The organism is Maribacter aurantiacus (assembly GCF_005780245.1).
In the GTDB taxonomy this organism is placed as follows: domain Bacteria; phylum Bacteroidota; class Bacteroidia; order Flavobacteriales; family Flavobacteriaceae; genus Maribacter; species Maribacter flavus.
Map to the genome: position 1 here is coordinate 102085 of NZ_VBUK01000007.1, position 20824 is coordinate 122908.

Below are 20824 nucleotides of genomic sequence, written 5' to 3' on the forward strand. Positions count from 1 at the left end.
ATCATTCGTCCCTTAGTGCCACAATTGGTTTTATTCTTGCCGCCCTTCTAGCGGGTATATATCCGGCCAAACCTCCAAAGAAAATCAGGACAATGGTCGAAAATATAGCGGTTCCCATATTAATGAATGGATTTGTTATGAAATAGTCCTCCAGGGTATCCCCCAAGGAACTTAACATGGCCACCCCTACAATCATCCCGAAAATACCCGAAATGGTAGTAATGAAAACCGACTCCAAAAGTATAGTACTTATAACGGATCTAGGGGTTGCGCCCAAGGCCTTACGAATACCTATTTCCTTGGTGCGTTCCTTGACCACAAACACCATAATGTTACTGATTCCAATTATCCCGGCAATGATAGTCCCAAATGCCACAAATGCAACGATGATTTGCAATACCCCGGCAAATTGTTGGTTCTGCTTCAACTGATCCGCCACATTTCTGATAAAGAAACCTCTTTCATCGTTTGGGTCAATGAATTTTTTCTCCCTCAAAAAGTCCCCCAACTTCCGCTCAAAAGTCATGGCCCCGGCATATCCTATTTCGGTTTTGAAGCCAATCACGATTTGGTCTACCTTATCTGTATTTTTTTCTATCAATTGTCTTGTAGTATAAGGTATGTATATCCTTCGTTCCTCATCGTCCCCAGCTTCATCCTGAAAAACCCCTATTACCTTAAAGGCACTTCCCGTAATATCAATATATTTTCCTAGCGCATTTTCATTTTTGAACAAATCCTGCTCCACCAACCTACCTATCACTGCATATTTGGCCTTTTCCTCTATATCCACTCGATTGAGGTACCTACCTTTCATTATGACGGTCTTTTCCGCAAACTGGTAAGCATCACTCACACCCCGGGTCGTGTAATTGTTCGATTCGTTTTTATATTTTACCATACCGCTACGATCCACCCTGGGTGAAATATATTCCAAAAACAGCGGGAAAGACTCCTCAATATCGGCTAAATCGGTATTATCGAACTCTATTTGCCTGTTGGATTTATATCCTTTGTAGGGTTTTGAAGTTCTACCCGGAAACACAAAAAATGTGTTCGTGGCATCATCCTCAAAAAATTCGTTGAAGGTGTTAATAAGTCCGTTTCCAAAACCATAAAGTACAACGAATATCAAGATACCCAAGGCCACAGTAAACCCGGAAAGGAAGGTCCTTAACTTGTTTTTCTGTATGGTCTCGAATATTTCCTTCCAGTTGTCCCTACTAAACATATTGTTCGGCCCTTACCTGTTCCACCTTTTTATCCTCTACGATGACACCGTCCTTTAGATGCACGATTCGTTTGCACATATGGGCGATATCCTCCTCATGGGTCACCACCAAAATGGTATTGCCCTGATCGTTGATTTTCTGGATAAGGTCCATTACTTCATAAGAAGTCTTACTATCCAAAGCTCCTGTAGGCTCATCCGCCAATAATACTTTTGGTTCCGCGGCCATGGCCCTGGCAATGGCCACGCGCTGTTTCTGTCCACCGGAAAGCTCGCTGGGCAAGTGCGTCGCCCATTGTTTAAGGCCCACTTGTTCTAGATATTTCAATGCTTTCTCCTGTCGTTCCTTCCTTCCTACCCTTTGGTAATACAAGGGCAAGGCCACATTCTCCGCAGCGCTTTTATAGTTTATCAAGTTGAAGGACTGAAAGATAAACCCCAAGAACTTGTTTCTATATTGGGCCGCTTTCGTCTCGTTCAAATTTTTGATGGGCACACCATCAAGGGTGTAGGTACCCTCGTCCAACTCGTCCAACATCCCAAGGATATTTAACAAGGTGGATTTTCCCGAACCTGACGATCCCATAATGGCGACCAATTCTCCTTCTTCGACTGAGAAATTGATTCCTTTGAGCACGTGCAGGGAGTTTTTGCCCATTTTATAGGACTTATGAAGATTTTTAATTTCAATCATGTTGGTTTTGGTTTTAGACCTTTAATCTAGTAAGATCTACTGGTTAGACTTAAGTTCGCTGATTTTGTTACAGGAAAAAATAAAATATCTCCCCATTATTTAGTTTTGTGCCAGTTCATCTTTTTCTATTTCGTTCCAGACCTTGATTTTGGCTTCCTCGGTGATACCGGACTTCACCTCCACGTAAATACCGTCACTGATCCCCAATTCAATATCCCTTCGTTCAAACTGTTGTTCACCCGTAGCAATTTCCACAAAAGGATTCTTGGTCTTATCATCAAACTGGACCAAGGCTTCCTTAATCGCCAAAACACTATCTGCCCTGGCCAAAATAATGGAGGCGTTTGCACTTAGACCCGCTCTTATAAAGGTAGTATCCTGCTTTTTCAAGGTGCCCTTAATTTCAAATTGGATGGCCCCGTTTTCCTCCTTGCCTTTTGGTGCTATGTAATCCAAAACGGCATCGAACACTTGGTTTTCAATAGCGCCCACCGTAATTTCCAAGGGTAGGTCTTCCTTAATCTTTCCCACTTCGGATTCATCGACCTTGCCTTCAAAAATCATCTTCTCCACATCGGCAATCGCGGCAATCGTGGTTCCTTCGTTAAAATTGTTGCTCTCAATGACCTGATTCCCTTTCTCAACAGGTACGTCTAACACCATTCCCGTAACGGTAGACCGAATTAAGGTATTGGCCTCGTTCCCATATCCGCTGGCGGTACCCGTTTTGATGATGTCCAGCCGTTTCATGGCCGCATTGTAGGTTTGTTTAGCCTGGTCATGTGCTACCTCCGCACGTTCCAAGTCGGTTTTAGAAACTACGCCTTTTTCGAACAATGTTCGTTGTCTGTCCAGATTTCTTCGCTGATCGTCCAAGTCTATTTTTGCCCTATCGATGGCATCGCGGGCATCGTTTACCGCACTTAAATTTGGCACCACCTTTATTTTGGCCAACAAATCGCCAGTCTTGACATAATCGCCACCTTCCACATATACTTCCTCGATTACGCCGGAAATATTCGGTTTTATGAGCACTTCCTCCAAAGGAAGTATACTCCCGGTGGCCATCGTTTTCCGAACGATCGTTTGCTTGGAAGGGGTATCCGTTTCATACACCACGGGGTCTTCTGAATTCTTTTGATAAAGGTAGTACATGGCACCACCGAAAAGTACCACGATTAAAGCAAGTATACTAATTGTGACCGATTTCTTCATGTTGATTGGTTTTGTATTATTTATGATTGATGATTACAGGAAAGCCTGATTATTACAAATAGAATAACCGCTAAAATTCCTAAAATCAGTTTTAACTTTTTGATCATTTTAATTATTCCGTCCTCAATGCCTCTATGGGCCTTACCTTAATGGCACTATTGGCCGGTAAAAAACCTGCCAACAATCCCGATACTACCAAAATCAATAAGGCACTCACCACCACGCCTAGACTAACACTTGGGTTCAAGAACATATCCACAGGGCCCACGGAGTCCAACAAAATATTTATGCCGTAAATACTGAGTGCCCCAAAAATAATCCCGATCATTCCTGACATAATGGTCAAAAAGACCGATTCCATGAGTATTTGCAAACGTATGGACCATGGATTCTCCCCTAAAGCGCGTCTAATTCCAATTTCCTTGGTCCGTTCCTTGATGACAATCAACATAATATTACTTACCCCGATAATTCCCGATATCAAAACCAAAATCCCAACGAAATACGCCACAAACCTTAAGGCACCGAACAAACTCTGCACCCGATTAAACTGTTCGTACAGATCAAAAAAACCAATGGCCCGTTCATCCTTGGGGTGCACCTTTCGACTTTGTTTTACGGTATTAACGATTTTCTCGGTGAGATTACTGATAGAGCTACCGTCTTTGGCCGTTATGGCCATCCACCCCACGTTATCCGCACGGTTGAATGCTTGGGAAAAAGTTGTAAATGGCATAAAAATCTGGCGTTCACTGTTCTCTCCTCCCCCGTTGCTCGTTTTTTCCTTGTAGGTGCCAACGACCATAAAATTGATGCCACTTATCTTAAGATAGGTACCCAGCACCTCTTCGTCCTCCTCATAAAGTTCCTCCCGAATGCGGTTCCCTATGACCACGACCTTTCTTTTTTCCTTGATGTCGTTATGGTTAAAGAAACGCCCGTGGGCAACGTACATGGGATTTTGCTCGATAATTTCTGGGTAATCGCCAAAGACCCGATACCTCCCGGTCTCCGTCCCCCGTACCACATTGTCCCCTTCTTCCAAGCGTATGCTGTTTCGCGGGGAAATAATCCGTAGTTCCGGAATGTTTTGACGGAGCAGTTCTACATCGCTCAGTTTAAAATTGAATGTCCGCCCTTCAGGTAGCCCGGCATAGGCCATGGAAGTCGTTTCGGTCCACATGAACATGGTGTTGGTGGCCACTCCGTTGAAGTCCTGCCGTATACCATTCTCCAGTCCTTTCCCAGCCGCCAATAATATAATGAGGATAAAGATACCCCAGCCCACACCAAAAGCCGTAGCAATGGTCCGTACCACATTACTGGACATTACCTCCAGAATTTCGTTCCAACGATCTTTATTGAACATAAATTCCCTGAATATTATTTAATTGATTTCCCATCATCCTAATCATCCCGTAATGCTTCGATTACCTGTACGTTCACCGCCTTCCATGCCGGAAAGAAACCCGCGATTGCCCCGGCAAAAATTAATAGGATCACCGTAGATAATGCCACATTAAAGTCCACGGAAGGATTCATAACGTAATCCACCTCAATGTTTGGCCCAACAAATTCCAACAAAGCCATGCTAAAAATAAGCCCTGTGCATCCTGCCACGGCAGTAACAAATATGGCCTCGTGCATGATCATCCCAACAATGGACCAAGGTTTGGCACCCAGTGCCTTCCGAATCCCAATTTCGCGGGTGCGTTCCTTAACCACGATTAACATAATATTGCTTACACTGACCACACCTGCGATCAATGTCAAAAACCCTACGGCCCAAAAGAAGAGCTCAATGGCCTTTCCCAAGGTATAGAATCGTTTGGCCTCCTGTATGGGATTGTATAGCCGTATGGCGCGGTCATCTTCAGGGGCCACACCGTGGTACAATTTTAGATATTCCAATAACTTGGTCGTAAAGGTATCGTTCATGGCAACGGTCTCTTCAAAAGAATCCATTTCCGGAAGCATAAAATTCAGGTTATTGATCTTATCCGCACCATTAAAGGCCAATTGTGCGGTCGTTACCGGAATAAATATTCGCTCCTCTTCACTTTCATTCCTACCGTACTCTCCGTATACACCCACAATCTTAAAACCGGCACCTGAAATCATGATGTACTCCCCAACAGGAGTTTCCAAATTTGAGAATACCTCTCTTTTAATTTTGTTGCTGATTACCGCAACCTTGGCATTTTCCCGAACATCCTTTTCGTTGATATACCTTCCCTCCGATAAAAATTCGTTCTCGATTACCTGAAGGTCTCCATTGGTACCGGCCACATTGTATACCAGTAGATCATTGTTATAGACTACTTGAACATCGTTTGGAAAATACAAAACGGAAGCTTTTTCAAAATCTTGATCGAAAATTTTTGAGACCGTCTCGTAGTTTTCGTTTCTTAGTTGGATCCGCCGACCGGGATTCAGGCCTTTATACTCCATGGTCGTGCGTTGTGGCCAAACCCAGATACTGGTAGCAGCATCGCCCTTAAACTCATTGTCAATGCCATTTTGCATGCCTTGACCAAATCCCAATAAGATTACGAGGATGAATATGCCCGAAGCTACGGAAAGTCCCGTTAGAAAGGTACGAAGCTTGTTTTTTCGAATAGTATCGAAAATTTCCTGCCATCGTTCTAAGTCGAACATGTTGATTGGTTTTGATTGATGAACGTAATACAAGTATTACTATGGATAAGACTATAGAATACCTACAATGTTACACAATAGAACCAAAAAAAATGTTAAATCCTTAAAATTGAGTTAAGAACGCATTTTGCGATATACAAAATAGAATACGCCCGCTACAAGCACATAGGGAATCGCCATAAGATACACGATACCGTTATTGATGCCTTCTGCCGCCGTCCCAGATTCCTCACTTTCCAGTACGGCACGGCACATGGCACATTGGGCCTCCAGTTGTGAAGGGAAAAGTGCCAATCCAATCACCAAAATAACAAAGAGGGAATTGATACTGGTTTTTGTCAAATTTATATGTCTATGCGGTTCCATGGAAAGCCTTTATTGAAATTAGGAAGTATAATAAGGGGAAATCATCAGATACACCACAACACCGGTGACGGCAACATATAACCAAATCGGAAATGTATATTTGGCCAATATTCTATGGTCCTCAAAACGACCCAAATATGCTTTGGCATAGGTCCTTAATACCAAGGGAATCAGGGCAATGGATAATATAATATGGGTAATCAATATAAAATAATACACATAGGAAAGTACACCTTCTCCCCCATAAGGTGTTGAGTCCGAAGTCATATGATACAGAATATACATGACCAAGAAAATAAGCGACAATCCAATATTGGTTGTCATTAGCTTTTGGTGAAGGGACTGTTTGCCATTTTTTATCGCCCAAACGGCCACAACGAGCAATACTGCCGTAAGTCCGTTTATGGTCGCATAAATGGGTGGCAGAAATGTTAACGGGGCCACATTGGGAATTTTAATCCCAAAAAGCAATGCTACCACAATAGGAATCACCACAGATACAACGGTAATCATCCTATTAAATTTTTTCTCCTTAAGTGCGATATTATTCTCCATGTTACTCCTCCAATAATCGTTTTATGTCCTCCTTCAAAATACTTATCTGTTCCTTTTCTCCTTCGCTATTTTCCCCCATGGCTTCAGTAATTGCACCACGGTAATACACAATAGGGTTTCCAAAGGCATCTTTTCTGGAGCGTATATATCCCTCCTTATCGATTAGTGCGAACAACCCGGAATGTTCAAATCCACCTGGGGCATCGGGCATTTCAGCTGCAAAGATATTGAATCCGCTATTGGCCAAGTCATAAATCGCTTCCTTGTTTCCGGTCATTAAATGCCAATCCATATGGGTAATGCCATACTTTTCGGCATATTCCTTTAATACCTGTGGCGTATCGAAATCTGGGGTGATACTAAACGAGGCTATACCAAAGTTTTCATTTTGCTGAAATTCATTCTGTAATACGACCAAGTTTTTGGTCATAATTGGACAGATACTGGGACATCTTGTGAAAAAGAAGTCGACAACGAATACCTTTCCCAAATAGTCCTTATCGGTTATTACCAAACTATCCTGATTTATAAATTGAAAGGAAGGCACCTTACGCTTTTCACCGTTCAATAATACATACCCTAAGGTTCCCTCTGCCGAAGCGGTATTCATGCGATCATTTTCCACCACATCGCCTGATTTTAATCTATTGACAATTTTAGGGATAAATATTATCCCGAATATCAGTATGATAAGCGAAACCCAAACGTAGGTATATTTTTTGTTCATTAGTTTTTTCCCTGTAGGTTGTTTTCCTTTCTGGCCATCCTGTATTCCGCCAAGATAATCTTTACATCATCGACCATCTTATTGTTCAAATCGGCAACAGAAGCGGTGTTATACCCATATTTAAAGCCCTCGTCCTCATCATTGTTCCTTCCTCTCAGATGTAACTGCTTGTCCACTATAAACACAAATGGAGAACTAAGATCGCTTTCAAGTTTTTTATCCGTTCCCAAACTTTCGAATAAACGTGTAATGTCTTGATCGTCCAAAAAAGCGAAATTCCACTTATCAGTTTCATCCAAGTTGGACAGCTCCTTTTTTAAATTTGAAACCGCTACTTCGGTTCCTTTAGGGACAACCATTAAAAACTGAAAATCATCGAACTCATGGAAACGTTTATAAATTTTCTGGTTCAAATTGAAGGCATTACCCTTTCTACCCTCAACATTTTTACCTAAAAAGCCCAATACGGAGATTTTTTCCGAAAACATGGGATTTCCACTATTAAGCGGGATTTCCATGATACCCTCCTTAAGTGATGGCAACCTACCAAAATTGGTGACCCCGCTGGCAAAGAACAAATAGGCCACGATGGGTAAAACGAACAACACAACAAGAACAAAAGTCTTTTTCATGCAACCGATATAAACAGATTTTATGTTAGGTGAACCATTGGTTAAACCCATTTTGAAAACAATACAAAAATAAAAAAGACGGTTGGCAAACCGTCTTTCAATTTTGTTAATTAAATTCTAAGGCAATCGTTAGAAGTTCCATTTTACAAATCCATCCTTGTACACATCGAACACATAATTCCCCTCTACCAATAAAATGAAAGCCAGATAAAGGACCAAAAAAACGGGTGTCCAAACAATGGCTCTTCTCAAAGCACTTTTTTCGTCTCTTAGGTGCATAAAATCCCAAGAGATGTAATAAGCTTTTACCAAGGTCAGGATGATAAAAATCCAGTTTAACAATTTCATACCAAGTACGTAGGTGCCGGTTAAAAACTCAGGTTTGAAAATACCCAAAACAACTTCTACCGCAGTCACAAGAGTAAGAAATGCCAAAACGCCCCAAATTTTCTGGGTATTGGACTTAAACTTCCATAACCCCCTAAAAATCTCTAATTTATGTTCGTGTGCCATAATATCTATCTAAACTTAACCTGAAAATTTTTAAACCAAATAAAAGAAGGTAAATACGAATACCCAAACCAAATCTACAAAGTGCCAATACAGACCAACTTTTTCTACCATTTCATAGTGTCCCCTTCTTTCATAGGTTCCCAAAATGACATTGAAGAAAATGATAAGGTTAATAACTACGCCAGAGAATACATGAAAGCCGTGAAAGCCCGTAATGAAGAAAAAGAAATCGGCAAAGAGACGGCTACCGTATTCGTTGTGAATCAAATTGGCACCTTCTACAACTTGGGAGGCATCGGCCAATTTTGAAAGGGATTCCTGTCGGCTTAAAACAACTTTCTCACCTTCTTCATTAATTGTTTCCGTTTTAATCGCCAAACCGGGATTCGCCTTAAATCCTTCAATTACTTCATTTACCGTGAAACTTGGCATAGTCCCTTCTCCATAGAACCAGATACCATTACTTTCCTCATGGGCGACACGCTCGCTTGCAATACTTTTGGCGAAATCGGCCAAAGCAACCCTCTTTCCAGTTTCCGCATCTACAAACTGTAAAATTCGGCCCCCTTTTGTTTCAATGGCACCATAATCCCCTTTTATAAAGGTCGCCCATTCCCAAGCTTGTGAACCTACGAATATGGCACCTCCAATAATCGTTGCGAACATATACCATATAACCGCATTTTTCTTCATTCTATGACCTGCATCCACGGCCAAAACCATGGTTACGGAAGACATAATCAAAATAAAGGTCATGAAGGCAACATAAATCATTGGGTAATTACCATGGAAAAAAGGAACGTGCGTAAATACTTCGTCCGCAATGGGCCAGGTTTCCATAAACTTAAAGCGGGAAAAACCATATGCCGCCAAAAAACCAGAAAAAGTAAGCGCATCCGAAACCAGAAAGAACCACATCATCAACTTCCCGTAGCTAGCGCCCAAAGGCCTATTGCCACCTCCCCACACGCTTTCTTTAATTTCCGTAGTAACTGTCGTATCCATAGATTTATAAATCGTTTTAATAAAACATTGGCAAATTTACATTTTTTTCAGCTATATAAAAGCTTGAATCAGATTCAAAACCAATTTTGTTTCAAAATATTATTTTACGAAGATCATAAACAACAAAAGGTAAATCCATAGCAGGTCCAAAAAGTGCCAAAAAGTGGCACCCAAGGTAATTCCCAAATATTCATCTTTTGAATATTTCCCTTTGTATTGATTGTACAAAACCACCAAAAGGGAAATAAGGCCCGCCACTACATGGACAATATGCACCATGGCTATTAGAAACACATAGGACATCTTAATGTTACTTGTGGGCCCCGTAAAATAATAGCCCTCAGCCACCATCTGGGAAAACCCATAGAACTGCATAATTATAAAAGCGATACCTAAGGCCAACGTTGCCAATAGCCAGGTGGTGCCCCTTTTACCATTACCTTGCTTTACCGCATTTTTTGCAAATATATAGGTGACACTACTGGTGATGATTATGGACGTACTTACATAAAAAGCCGAAGGAAGATGGAGGCTGCTCACCCAATCTTCTCGGGAGCTACTAACAATATACGCACTGGTCCATCCAGCAAAACCCATCAACAGGCTCACCATCCCGAACCAAAGAATCATCTTTTTGGAACGGTCCCTTTTTTCCTTTTCAGTACCCGTGGTCAAATCCATATCAGACTAAATAAATTTATCGATTACATATATTATTTGCATTAGTGTAATATAGCTTACACTTGCCAACATTAGTTTTCTAGCGGTTGCCGTATCCCTTTTGATATACAGCCTAAACGCAAAAAACAACATTACCCCGCCCATAAGAAATATGAGTATTGCAGCCGGAATGGAAAGGGACAGTCTTCCTGTAATCCCAAATACGGGGATTACGGATATGACCATCATCCATACGGTATACATGATAATCTGTAATGCCGTACCCGCATCCTTTTTACCTGTAGGCAACATTTTAAAACCCCCTTTTTTGTAATCATCGTGCAACATCCAGCCTAAGGCCCAAAAATGGGGAAATTGCCAAAAAAACTGAATCATGAACAAGGTTCCCGGCTCGATTCCAAATTCGTTCGTAGCGGCGACCCAACCCAACATAAAAGGAATGGCGCCCGGCAAGGCTCCTACAAAAACAGCCAAAGGCGTTTTGGTCTTTAGAGGGGTATATACACTTGTGTACAGGAAAATAGAAATAGCCCCGAACATGGCCGTTTTAGGATTGAGAAGGTATAGAGTTACGATTCCCAACAGGGAAAGTGCAACTGCAATGGTCATCGCCATAGAAACCGACACTCTTCCCGCTGGTATGGGCCTGTTCCTAGTCCGTTTCATCAAGGCATCCAAATCCCTTTCAATGACCTGATTAAAAGCATTGCTCGCCCCTACCATGCAATATCCTCCAAAGGCCAATAAGAAAATAGCGCTAATGGTTACTTCGTAGGCACCTAAAAAATAACCGGCAACAGAGGAAAACACTACACTAACCGCCAGTCTTACTTTGGTAATCTCCTTAAAGTCAGCAAAAATCACTGCCAGTGTATTGTCTTTTGCCATACGGACCGCGGTCTTCATCCTTACACAAAAATTGGAATGCAAAGATACTCTGACAATCATTGTCCTGCAAACCCTGATATGGATTTTAAGGAAAACTTAGAACTGTATCAAATACTGATTGAAAGATTTGATTCAATCCCAAAAAAAAGGTCCGAACTAAGTTCGGACCTAAAAATGATTTTTATATCTTGTTATTGTAACTTAAAGTTAATAGGAATACTAAAAGGTACACGAACCGCTCTACCTCGCTGCTTACCGGGAGTCATTTTAGGTAATTTACCTATGATTCTAGCAGCCTCTGCCTCCAAATTTTTATCCGGCCCACGCATTCTAATATTACCAATACTTCCATCCTTTTGGATTGTAAACATTACGCTTACCCTACCTTGTATACCCATTTCCTGGGCAATTTCTGGATAACGGAAGTTTTTACTGATGTGTTTCTGGATCATTGAGTTGAAACAGGCCCTCTTGTCGCTTTCATTTTCACAACCTGGGAAAATAGGTACATCTTCAATTACAGCGAAAGGAACGTCCACATCTTCCACTTCTTCCTCTACCACTACATCCTCCACTTCAATGATTTCCTCTTCCTGACTGGTTTCAGTAGACTCGATAACGGTTTCCTCAACTTCTTCCTCATCTTCCACAACTTCAATGATTTCAGGAGCCGCTGGTGGCGGTGGCGGTGGCGGTGTCTTGATTTGCTCAGTCATGGGGACTTCCTCATCCAACAAATCATCCACATTCATGGAGATGTCATAATTATTTACTTCGTCGTACGTTTTCCATTCAAATGCTACATAAGTAAGTAACATAACAGCGAAAAGACCTATAACAAAGTATAAGCTGCTGTTTTTAGTCAAATCCGCCTTTGGATTCTTTTTAGGTTCCATATCTCATCATTTTAGTGTTTGCTAATTTAATTAATTAATCCTTAAAGATGCAATTAAAATTTTCATTTTAACGACCCACCTTTATAAATAAGGCCTTTTGTAAGCATCAATCCTACAATCGCCCCCATGGAATTGGCCAAAGCATCCATGATATCTCCCTGTCTGTTTACGGTAAGGGTATACTGTAACACCTCAATAATCATGCCGTAGATAATAGTAAAAGAAAGCACTCCCCACAGTACGGTCCATAATTTCAACTTTGGCAAAAATTGGTCCTTTACCGCGAAAAATGCTGTCAGGAACATGACCAAATAAAATACAAAATGGACTAGCTTATCAAGATGGGGAATCCTAAGGGCGAAAGATCCCATTTTCATGCCTTCAAAAGAAAATAAGCTGGAAAAAGTGACGAACACCATCCAGCTTATAAAAAGTACTTTATAAAAGAGCTTCTTAAGCACCAATCACTTCCTTATACTCGGTATCACTTAAAAGTGACTCTATTTCTGAGCTATCTGAAAATTTTATTTTCACCATCCAACCCGCTCCGTAGGGGTCTTTGTTTACGACTTCGGGTTCATCTTCCAACGCTGTATTGAATTCGATGATTTCTCCGGACAAGGGAGAAAAAAGATCAGATACAGTTTTTACTGCCTCAACGGTTCCAAAAATAGCTTCTTTATCCAAAGTCTCATCCAAGGTATCCACTTCTACATAAACAATGTCCCCCAATTCTCCCTGGGCAAAATCCGTGATGCCCACCGTAGCAACATCGCCTTCGATTCTAACCCATTCGTGGTCCTTGGTATACTTTAATTCTGCGGGTATATTCATAATCCTAATTTTTGATAGGGCACAAATGTAAATGATTCCCTAAAGGAATTCAAAAAAATAATTTCAGTTACTAAATATCTCGGTTTGCCTAGTTGCCAAAGTTATACCGCAATGTAAACCCGGCATTCACAGTAGTCTGCGGGAAGGCCGTAGAAACGGCAAATTGTGAGAAGTTGTGATCGTAAAAGAACAAAACGTTCAATTGTTTGCTTAACGCGTAGTCCGCTCCAAATTTAATGGACAATAAATTCTGACCAGATGTAATCTGGTTGTTGTCAATATCCAAATTCCGAATAATCGTAATATTGTCCCTAAGGCTAACATCGGCCTTTAAGTTCAAATCACCTTTTAGACGGGTCTTGTTCCCTCCTATGTTGGTCACAAATTGCACATCCTTAATCCTATAGCCCAAACCTACGGTGTATTCCTGACCGTTTATTTCCGTCATCAGGTTGTTATCAAAACTCAAGGAGAGCGTACGGTCCGTACGGACTTCCGCCAATACACTAACGGAATTCTGCATTTCAAAATCCAGTCGCACCAAGGGATTGAACTGATCGGTGAGAACCACATTGTTCAGAATCAAATCTGGAAGCACATCCTGATTTTCAGTGTCGATTGCGGGAATACCATCATTTATCAATTGCTCCTTCTCCAAATTGGTCTGGAAGGAATTGATACTGTACGAGGCCCTATACCCATGCTGGATGGAAAAACGCTTGAACTTTTTCTTGAACCACTTGTTCTGCATGAGTCCCGTATACTTAACGTTCCAATTGGGAATGGGAATCTGCCTAAAAACATCCAGGTTAACCCTGTTCACATCCTGACCTGTATAGGCCGCAAAGAAGGCCGGCAACAATACATCCTGTTGGGTCTTTCCGTACCGCTGTGGGAATCCATCCTCGTCCAGAGTGCCAGGATTCTCACCCCGATCCGATACCAACCGATTCGCAATGGTAAGCCTGTTTTCCTTGAACTGTTCAAATGTGGCCGAATCAAACTCATCACTCTTGCCAAAGGCTGTGCCTATCATCATGGTAGAAATACTAAAACTGCCCAATTGGTTCTGGAGTCCGGTCCTATTGTCCAACAAGGCTTCCAAATCATAATTCTCCTGTATGCTACTGGAGTACTGCCTATCGGCTACCAAATCGATGGTAATATCCCTAGTTGGCTGGGCCGTGGCCGTAATGTTCAATTGCTTGTTGGTCCTGCGGATGAATTGATCATTAAAATCCGAGAAAGCGGTCAACCAACCATTTCTGGCGGCCTCGTAACGTACATCCGACTGGCTACCCAAAACAAAACCGAGCGTAGGTCTGGTAGTCCCTATAAAACCGATTGACTGGGTATACCCGGGCAGCACGGTCCCATTGTTCTCGTTGTAGTTGATGTTTAAACGCTTTACCATCGTAACAACATCTACCACTGTATTGAACAATCCGCTGGTTTTGGGCTTTACCTTCTCCTCTACCTTTTCTGCTTGGTCCAGGATACCTGGACGGGGAGGTGCACCTCTTTGGGCCGTTGGGGCCTCCCGCTTCTTCAGGCCGATGAGATCGTAGAACTTCTGCATGGTCAAGGAAGCGGTCAAGGCGTGGGTGTTGGCATTCTGAACCGTATTGATACGGGCATTGGGATCATTTAATGCTTCCTGTGCAACCTCAGCAAGGGCGTCCCCGCCACGTTGCCAATCAAAATTACTGGTGTAGCTGTACTGCGCATTGATAAAGTCCAAAGCCGGTATTTTGGCAAAGGGCACTTCATAGTTCAACTGTATCTGCTGCGAATGTCTATTTGGCTCGCCCAAATCAAAAAAGCCGTCCCATAGTTCAAGGGTCTTGTCTATTTCAGACCGTGGATTCCCATCTTCTTCAAAATAGTTACGGACGATGTTATTGTTCGATGCCGTCATATTGAAACGCAGGGACTTGGTTAGGTTGTAATTGACCGCGTACTGCCAATTGAAAAGGTAGTTCCGTTGTTGTAACTCCGGTAATGGTAATCTATCCACGCCTTCTTCCCGTACGTCCCTAAATCGCTGGGCGTTGAACTGTCTATTGATATTGGAATTCACCGAAAAACTTGCCGGTAGCAGGTTCAAGTTCAAATCCTTTAACCATTTCCAGTACTTGCCCGTAAATAGGGAATCCTTTTTGGCAAAGGGAGCTACCTCCACCGGGTCGAAACTATGGTTATAGACAAAACCGGCATTAACGGATTGATCCCTAAGTTCCGCAATTTCAAAATCCCGATGCTCCGTTTCGTTGTAGGAGTAATTAAAGGTAAAGTTCTCCACATCGTAGAAATTGGCATCGGCCTCTTCACCTCGATCTTTTCGAACCCCTATAAAATTGATGCTGGTCCGCTTGGTATAGTCCTCGGCCTGCTCCCGTATTTCATCCGCCGTTTGCTGGTCTGGTGCGGCATCGATTAAATCGTTCAACTTTAAGTCATCATAGACCGGGTCGAATTCCGGAGTAATCAACTGCTCCGATATTCCATAATTAAAGGGTAATTGTATGCCCCATTTCTTGGGCAATAATTGGCCCACGTTTACATTGGTCACCACATCATAACTTGTGGCGTCCTCCCGGGCCCTTTCGTTCGGCATTTGGTCAATGGACCCAAACCCGGAGGTACTTTTACTGCCCGTTGCCGTAACGTTCGCAAAATCTGCCATGTTCGCATCTACAGCGGCTATAGCGGCCCAACCACCATTGTTGTCCAATCCGGCCAAACGAAGTTCGTTGAACCAAACTTCTCCCCTTGCCGGTAAAATATCCTGGTTTTTGATACCTACCATCATACTACGGATACTACCCAAGGACGGATTTCCCTTAATTCCGATACGCAAGCTACCCGGTGCCCTGTCATCAAACTCGTTTACGGGAACGACTTCCCCGTTTTCCACCTCAAAATAGCGCACCTCGCTCAAATCGCCCCCTTGTATCCAAACCGACTTCACCTTGTTCAAATCGCTCAAGGCAATATTCATTTCGTTGACATCGGGCCATATTTCACTCTCCGAAGCCGCTGTAAACGGAGTAAACTGCAACGGTAGTTCTATTTGGTAATAATTTTGGGTAAAGTCCGTACCAATACGTAAGAAACCTACTAGCGGTGTGGAACTGTCCGCATAATCGCTATCCACGATCTTCTCCGCGTGCATGAACATTTTAATCTTTTGATACTGACGGATGTCGACGTTCAAATTTTTGAACACTCCCCTGGAATCTCGAGGTTCCAATCCTTCCACGACCAACGATAAAGACTGCTCGTTCTGCCTGATGATGGTATTGTTGTTGTTCAATTGCTCCCTGGCAACACCTGGAGGCAATACATAGGGAATAGGAATCCTTCCGCTGTTTTCCTCTATATTTACGGTGTTCACCTCCAAGGTGGTCCCATCGTCCGCGGGATTATCATCGACCAGCGGATCTTGCAATGTCTTTAAGTATGTTCTCCAATCCCCACGTACCAAATCCAGCGTCGCAAACCGAAGTACGGTTGGTCCCGTGAATCCTGTCATATACATACGCATGAAACTGATCGACCTGAAATCCGTTATACCGCCTACGGCATCGGTAAAATCGGTCAGCGGTATTTTATACTGGATCCATCTTCTGTTCAATTGTGTTCCGTTGGGAAGTTCAGGGGTAATGCCTTCTTTGATATCGGTTACATATTTATCATCGATGGTCGTTCCCGGTTTGATTTGTATACGGTATTCATAATAACTATTAACCGTATTCATGGTCAAATCCCGGTCCACATCCTCTACATCGGGCAATGTGGTAGACCCCCTATTGGTATTGGTGACTTGTACGGGCGAGTTTCCATCGGGGTTATTAAAATCCAGATACCGCTCCAAAATACCGCCCTCCCGGTTCAAATAGTACTGATAGTTGTCCAAGGCCGGATCCGGTCCTGGATTGGCATCGTAAATGGCGGCTTCGGCTTCATCGTTCAACCCATCAAATCCCAAATCCTGTAAGGTCCTGTTCGTTTCGCTCGCATCAAAGGCATACACCAAGGATTGGGTTGCGGGCACCTCGCCCCAACTAGTAGGCGCTACAAAATCATTACTTTCCACACCGGGCAATCCATTTTCATATTGTTTTTTGCCGTCCCGTAAAATGTCTTCGGATATATTTCCCAAGTTCAACACCAACTCCCCGGGACTTGTTGCCTCCCCGTCCACATACGGGTCTAACACCCAGAACTGCACGAATTCCACATTGGCCTGTTCAAAGTTGGTACTGCTCAAGGAACGCATAATACCCCCCCATTTTTGATCCGCTTGGGTACCCTGAAAGTCCGGATTGTTATTATACGGGCCTTTTTGATTAGGATAATAGGCCATATCCAAAGTTCCCTGAACCGTAGTCTGTCCTTGGGCTATGTCTATTTGAGGAAAAACCTCATCTATGAATACCCTACGCGTAGGATTGGTAGAAATATCGTTATCCGTAATGGCGGAAGGTCTTTGGTTCGTATAAAAAATAGGGTCGATGGTATACCAAGCCATTTTAGCTCGGCCGTAGCCGTTTTCAAGGTTTGCCGGATCTTCCGGTGAAGTTCCTATCAACTGCCCGCCGGGCACAAATTCCAAAGGGGTACTGGCCAAGGTCCACCCCAAGGAACCCCGGATATCGATCAAGGCTTGGGCCCCTTCAAAATCATCAAGGTAGGTGGTGGTTTCCCCTTGGAAATCCGCATTCTTGGGCGAATTGGGCTTTAACCATGCCACTTCTGCCCTAACCGATACATTGGAAGGCACATCAGTATCGATGTTGGGTAATTTGTTCGCCATTCTGGTCAACCAAGGTACTTCGGTCGAAAAATTACCATTAAGCCCAAAAATGGTATTGTTTACAGGTTCTATTCCAAAATTCGACTTTTGGGTCAGGGGACGTTCATTCAAATTCAATAATGTTCCCCCCAGTACAAAGTTTTTGTTGAACTGATGTTCCAAATTGACCCCTGTGAAACGTCTTGTCTGCTGGCCAAATACCGCATTGTTCTCTACCGATATATTGATGGGCACATTGGAAGCTTCCAGACTTGGATCTAAGATCTGCACGGTTCCCGCCTGATAGTTCACCGTATAATCGATTCCTTCCTGTAATTGTCTGCCACCGGCTGTAACAGTTACGGAACCTCGGGGCACGTTGAAGGCACCAATGGGAATACCGTTGTTCCCCTCGGATTTGTATCTACCCTTTAACAGGAACTTGTTTTTTTCTGGATCCTGAAGCGCTGCCGCCTTGGTGGATTCGTACATATCCCTGAAGACATATTTCTCCTGATTGTCATTATAGGAAGCAGCATTTTCGTAATCTCCCGTACCGCTGTCCAAGGTTTCGAACAGGTACTCCCCAAAAGGTTCCACCTTGGTAAAAATGATTCGGCCTCCTTGAATATCCACCGTTATACCTGGATAGAAATCAAAAAATCCGTCACCGCCAGGCTGTACGTCATTATAGACATTCAATCTGTCCAAATTGAACACGTCCAAAAGGATTCGGTCTTCCAAACCTTCCGGCCAACCAGACCCTGGCCCTTGTACCACTGGAGTAATATAGTTCCTTGGTGTAGGATCGGAATACAGGATATTCATCTTAAAATCATCCTCGCTCAACCGAAATGCGCCCGTGGCATAAATATTCTTCATCATCAAATCCCAAATAGGATCGCTGACATTGGTAATATTACTTTTCAATAGTTTTAACACCAAGGTATTGTTCTCAATTATGGGCGTAGCCCCACCTGAAATGGTGGTCGCATCCACACCTCCGTTAGCAAATTCACCTACCTGATAAACGTTACCGTCAAAGGTGTATTGATAGGCGACTGCCAACACCTCATCGTTGCTCAACCGTTGGTTCAAGGAAATGTATCCCAATTGGGTGTTGAAATCATAATCCCGTCCCTGCTCCAGTTTGCGGGCATTTTCCAAAATAGCGTAATCAAACCCTTGATTGGCCTGATAGCCCGCCACAACCGAATTAAAGCCTTGCTCGACCGTGGCTATTTCCCGAATATTGTCGTTCAACGCGCCTCCACCTGTTGTGATCAAAGTAGGGTCATAGGCATTTGCCCCATTTCTAGGTAGACCGTTCAAAGAGGATGTAAAAAATCCGCTGGATGCGTCCCCTGCAATCAATCCTATTCTAGTCTTTTCCTCATCGGTTGCATCAGAAAGTGGGTCTCCAAACCTAGTTTCCCCCAAATCCTGCAACGCTACCACATTACGTACGTTCAATGTTTGCTGACTCCTGTTGGTGACCCAAACTTCCAAACGGGTAATCTGTATCTTGCTCTGGATAAATGGATACTTTTCCAAAGCCCTGTCATAGTTATCCCGAAAGTACTGCGCCAAGAAGAAGTGCCTGTCCTCGTCATAATCCAAAGCGGTTAAGGAAAACTCATTGATGGTACCACCGCCTTGGGCCACTACAGTATTGTTCTGGGAGCGCTGTTCTGAAAAAACGGCGGTGACCGTTGTTTTACCAAACTGTAATTGCGTCTTTACCCCAAAAAGACTTTGTGCCCCTTGTATTAAGGAGCTGTTCAAAGGCATGTTGACGTTACCTACTTCTATTTTTCTTAAAATATCATCCTCGGTTGGGGTATAGTCCAACTTTACGATATTCTGGAAATCGAAAGTTGCCTCTGTATCATAATTGGCATTTACCTGTAAACGCTCCCCAATCTTGCCTAACATACTTAGACTGATGCGCTGATCAAAATCAAAGGACAGGTTTGTCCTATTACGAGGCGATAGGGAGGGGTTATCATTTTTTTGCCAGATGACACCCAAATCCATGGCAACGGAACCTTGCGGGATTACCTCAATCGTATTCCCGCCAAAAACCGATTGAAAAAAATCATTGTTGATGTAAAAGTTGGGCAAAAGGTTTCTTCGGGCTTCCTCGCTTCCGGCCTTCTTACCGGAATACGCATCGGATTTTTCCTTGAAATAACTTTTGATTCCTTGTTTCCGGACAAGTTCATAGTATTCATCAGGGGTAAGGATTATAGGGTAGCCAATATTGAAATCGCCGATACTTTCATTGTAGATATATCGGTCCAAATTTGGATCATAAATATATTTGGAAACGATACTGTCTGGATTCTCCAATACGATCCTTCCCAGATCGTAGCCTGTCTTTAGCGAATCCAATTCCTGTTCATCCGTTTCCTGGGCCATGGAACGTTCCACAAAGCCAATGAATACAATGAATAGGAAAATACCCTTAAAAGAATTTTTAAGTTGTTTAAATGCCCCTTGTTTCAAACTTGCTATAAATTTTTCAGCGCCAGTTTTATAATGTTCTCTACGCTTAAAGAGGGGTCTTGGGAAATAACCTTATCTACTACCTTTTCAGCCTGTCTTCTAGCAAAACCCAGAACCTCTAAAGCAGATAACGCTTCATCCTTATTTGTATTGTTTGGAGTTAAGGAAACTTCATCTATATCGTAGACTTTTAAAATCTTGTCGCGCAGGTCCAGAATGACACGTTGCGCAGTCTTGGCACCGATGCCCTTTATGGCCTGGATAGCCGGCACGTTCCCATTGGCTATTGCATCCCTGATTTCGACGGGTGACATTGAGGATAACATCGTTCTGGCCGTACTAGATCCTATCCCAGAAACGGATAACAACAACCTGAAAATTTCCCGTTCCGATTTTTCCGAAAAACCGAAAAGGGTATGGGAATCCTCTTTGACCTGAAGATGGGTATAAATATTCACCAATTCGGCATCCGGCAATTTAGAAAAAGTATGCAAGGATATGTTTACGAAATAGCCCACCCCGTTACATTCAACAATTATATGGGTAGGGTTCTTTTCTATTAATTTCCCCTTTAAATGGTGAATCATTTATTTTGGTTGTTGGTTGTTATCCGCTGAAAATTA

The 20824-nt window shown here is 42.8% G+C and carries 18 protein-coding genes; all 18 read right to left on the bottom strand.

From position 1 onward, the window contains the following. Position 1: 1 nt before the first annotated feature. Entirely contained in the window at positions 2-1231 is a 1230-nt protein-coding gene (locus FEK29_RS12360; protein ID WP_138258749.1) for an ABC transporter permease, read from the bottom strand. After that, positions 1224-1925 (bottom strand): ABC transporter ATP-binding protein, encoded by a 702-nt coding sequence (locus tag FEK29_RS12365; RefSeq protein ID WP_138258750.1) that lies wholly within the window; start codon positions 1923-1925, stop codon positions 1224-1226. Before FEK29_RS12365 ends, FEK29_RS12360 begins: the two co-directional genes overlap by 8 nt. Positions 1926-2024: 99 nt before the next feature. Next, complete coding sequence (locus FEK29_RS12370) at positions 2025-3140, bottom strand: efflux RND transporter periplasmic adaptor subunit (protein WP_138258751.1); 1116 nt, start codon at positions 3138-3140, stop codon at positions 2025-2027. A gap of 112 nt (positions 3141-3252) precedes the next feature. Next, complete coding sequence (locus FEK29_RS12375; protein WP_138258752.1) at positions 3253-4509, bottom strand: ABC transporter permease; 1257 nt, start codon at positions 4507-4509, stop codon at positions 3253-3255. A 38-nt stretch (positions 4510-4547) separates the two neighbouring features. Then, a complete protein-coding gene (locus FEK29_RS12380) occupies positions 4548-5798 on the bottom strand; it encodes an ABC transporter permease (RefSeq protein WP_138258753.1) in 1251 nt (416 codons plus the stop codon). 114 nt (positions 5799-5912) lie between these two features. After that, positions 5913-6164 (bottom strand): hypothetical protein, encoded by a 252-nt coding sequence (locus tag FEK29_RS12385; protein ID WP_240042747.1) that lies wholly within the window; start codon positions 6162-6164, stop codon positions 5913-5915. An 18-nt stretch (positions 6165-6182) separates the two neighbouring features. Next, the gene (locus tag FEK29_RS12390; protein ID WP_394347774.1) at positions 6183-6677 is read right to left on the bottom strand and encodes a DUF420 domain-containing protein; all 495 of its coding nucleotides are present in this window, start codon (positions 6675-6677) and stop codon (positions 6183-6185) included. 43 nt (positions 6678-6720) lie between these two features. Continuing rightward, positions 6721-7446 (bottom strand): SCO family protein, encoded by a 726-nt coding sequence (locus FEK29_RS12395; RefSeq protein ID WP_138258755.1) that lies wholly within the window; start codon positions 7444-7446, stop codon positions 6721-6723. Next, entirely contained in the window at positions 7446-8078 is a 633-nt protein-coding gene (locus FEK29_RS12400) for a hypothetical protein (protein WP_138258756.1), read from the bottom strand. The genes FEK29_RS12395 and FEK29_RS12400 overlap by 1 nt, the downstream gene beginning before the upstream one ends. Before the next feature lie 129 nt (positions 8079-8207). Continuing rightward, positions 8208-8591: a cytochrome C oxidase subunit IV family protein gene (locus FEK29_RS12405; protein WP_138258757.1), complete on the bottom strand. Its 384-nt coding sequence runs from the start codon at positions 8589-8591 to the stop codon at positions 8208-8210. A 30-nt stretch (positions 8592-8621) separates the two neighbouring features. After that, on the bottom strand, positions 8622-9596 hold the full coding sequence (locus FEK29_RS12410; RefSeq protein WP_138258758.1) for a cytochrome c oxidase subunit 3: 975 nt from the start codon (positions 9594-9596) through the stop codon (positions 8622-8624). Between the two features lie 99 nt (positions 9597-9695). Then, the gene (locus FEK29_RS12415) at positions 9696-10277 is read right to left on the bottom strand and encodes a cytochrome c oxidase subunit 3 (RefSeq protein ID WP_138258759.1); all 582 of its coding nucleotides are present in this window, start codon (positions 10275-10277) and stop codon (positions 9696-9698) included. Between the two features lie 6 nt (positions 10278-10283). After that, positions 10284-11183, bottom strand: coding sequence for a heme o synthase (gene cyoE, locus FEK29_RS12420; protein WP_138258760.1), 900 nt, complete (start codon positions 11181-11183; stop codon positions 10284-10286). 173 nt (positions 11184-11356) lie between these two features. Beyond that, positions 11357-12061 (bottom strand): energy transducer TonB, encoded by a 705-nt coding sequence (locus FEK29_RS12425; RefSeq protein ID WP_138258761.1) that lies wholly within the window; start codon positions 12059-12061, stop codon positions 11357-11359. 62 nt (positions 12062-12123) lie between these two features. Further along, a complete protein-coding gene (locus FEK29_RS12430; RefSeq protein ID WP_262710140.1) occupies positions 12124-12480 on the bottom strand; it encodes a VanZ family protein in 357 nt (118 codons plus the stop codon). 34 nt (positions 12481-12514) lie between these two features. Continuing rightward, the gene (gcvH, locus tag FEK29_RS12435) at positions 12515-12895 is read right to left on the bottom strand and encodes a glycine cleavage system protein GcvH (protein ID WP_138258763.1); all 381 of its coding nucleotides are present in this window, start codon (positions 12893-12895) and stop codon (positions 12515-12517) included. An 88-nt stretch (positions 12896-12983) separates the two neighbouring features. Beyond that, on the bottom strand, positions 12984-20201 hold the full coding sequence (sov, locus tag FEK29_RS12440) for a T9SS outer membrane translocon Sov/SprA (protein ID WP_138258764.1): 7218 nt from the start codon (positions 20199-20201) through the stop codon (positions 12984-12986). 5 nt (positions 20202-20206) lie between these two features. Beyond that, on the bottom strand, positions 20207-20788 hold the full coding sequence (gene ruvA, locus FEK29_RS12445; protein WP_138258765.1) for a Holliday junction branch migration protein RuvA: 582 nt from the start codon (positions 20786-20788) through the stop codon (positions 20207-20209). Positions 20789-20824: the final 36 nt, after the last annotated feature.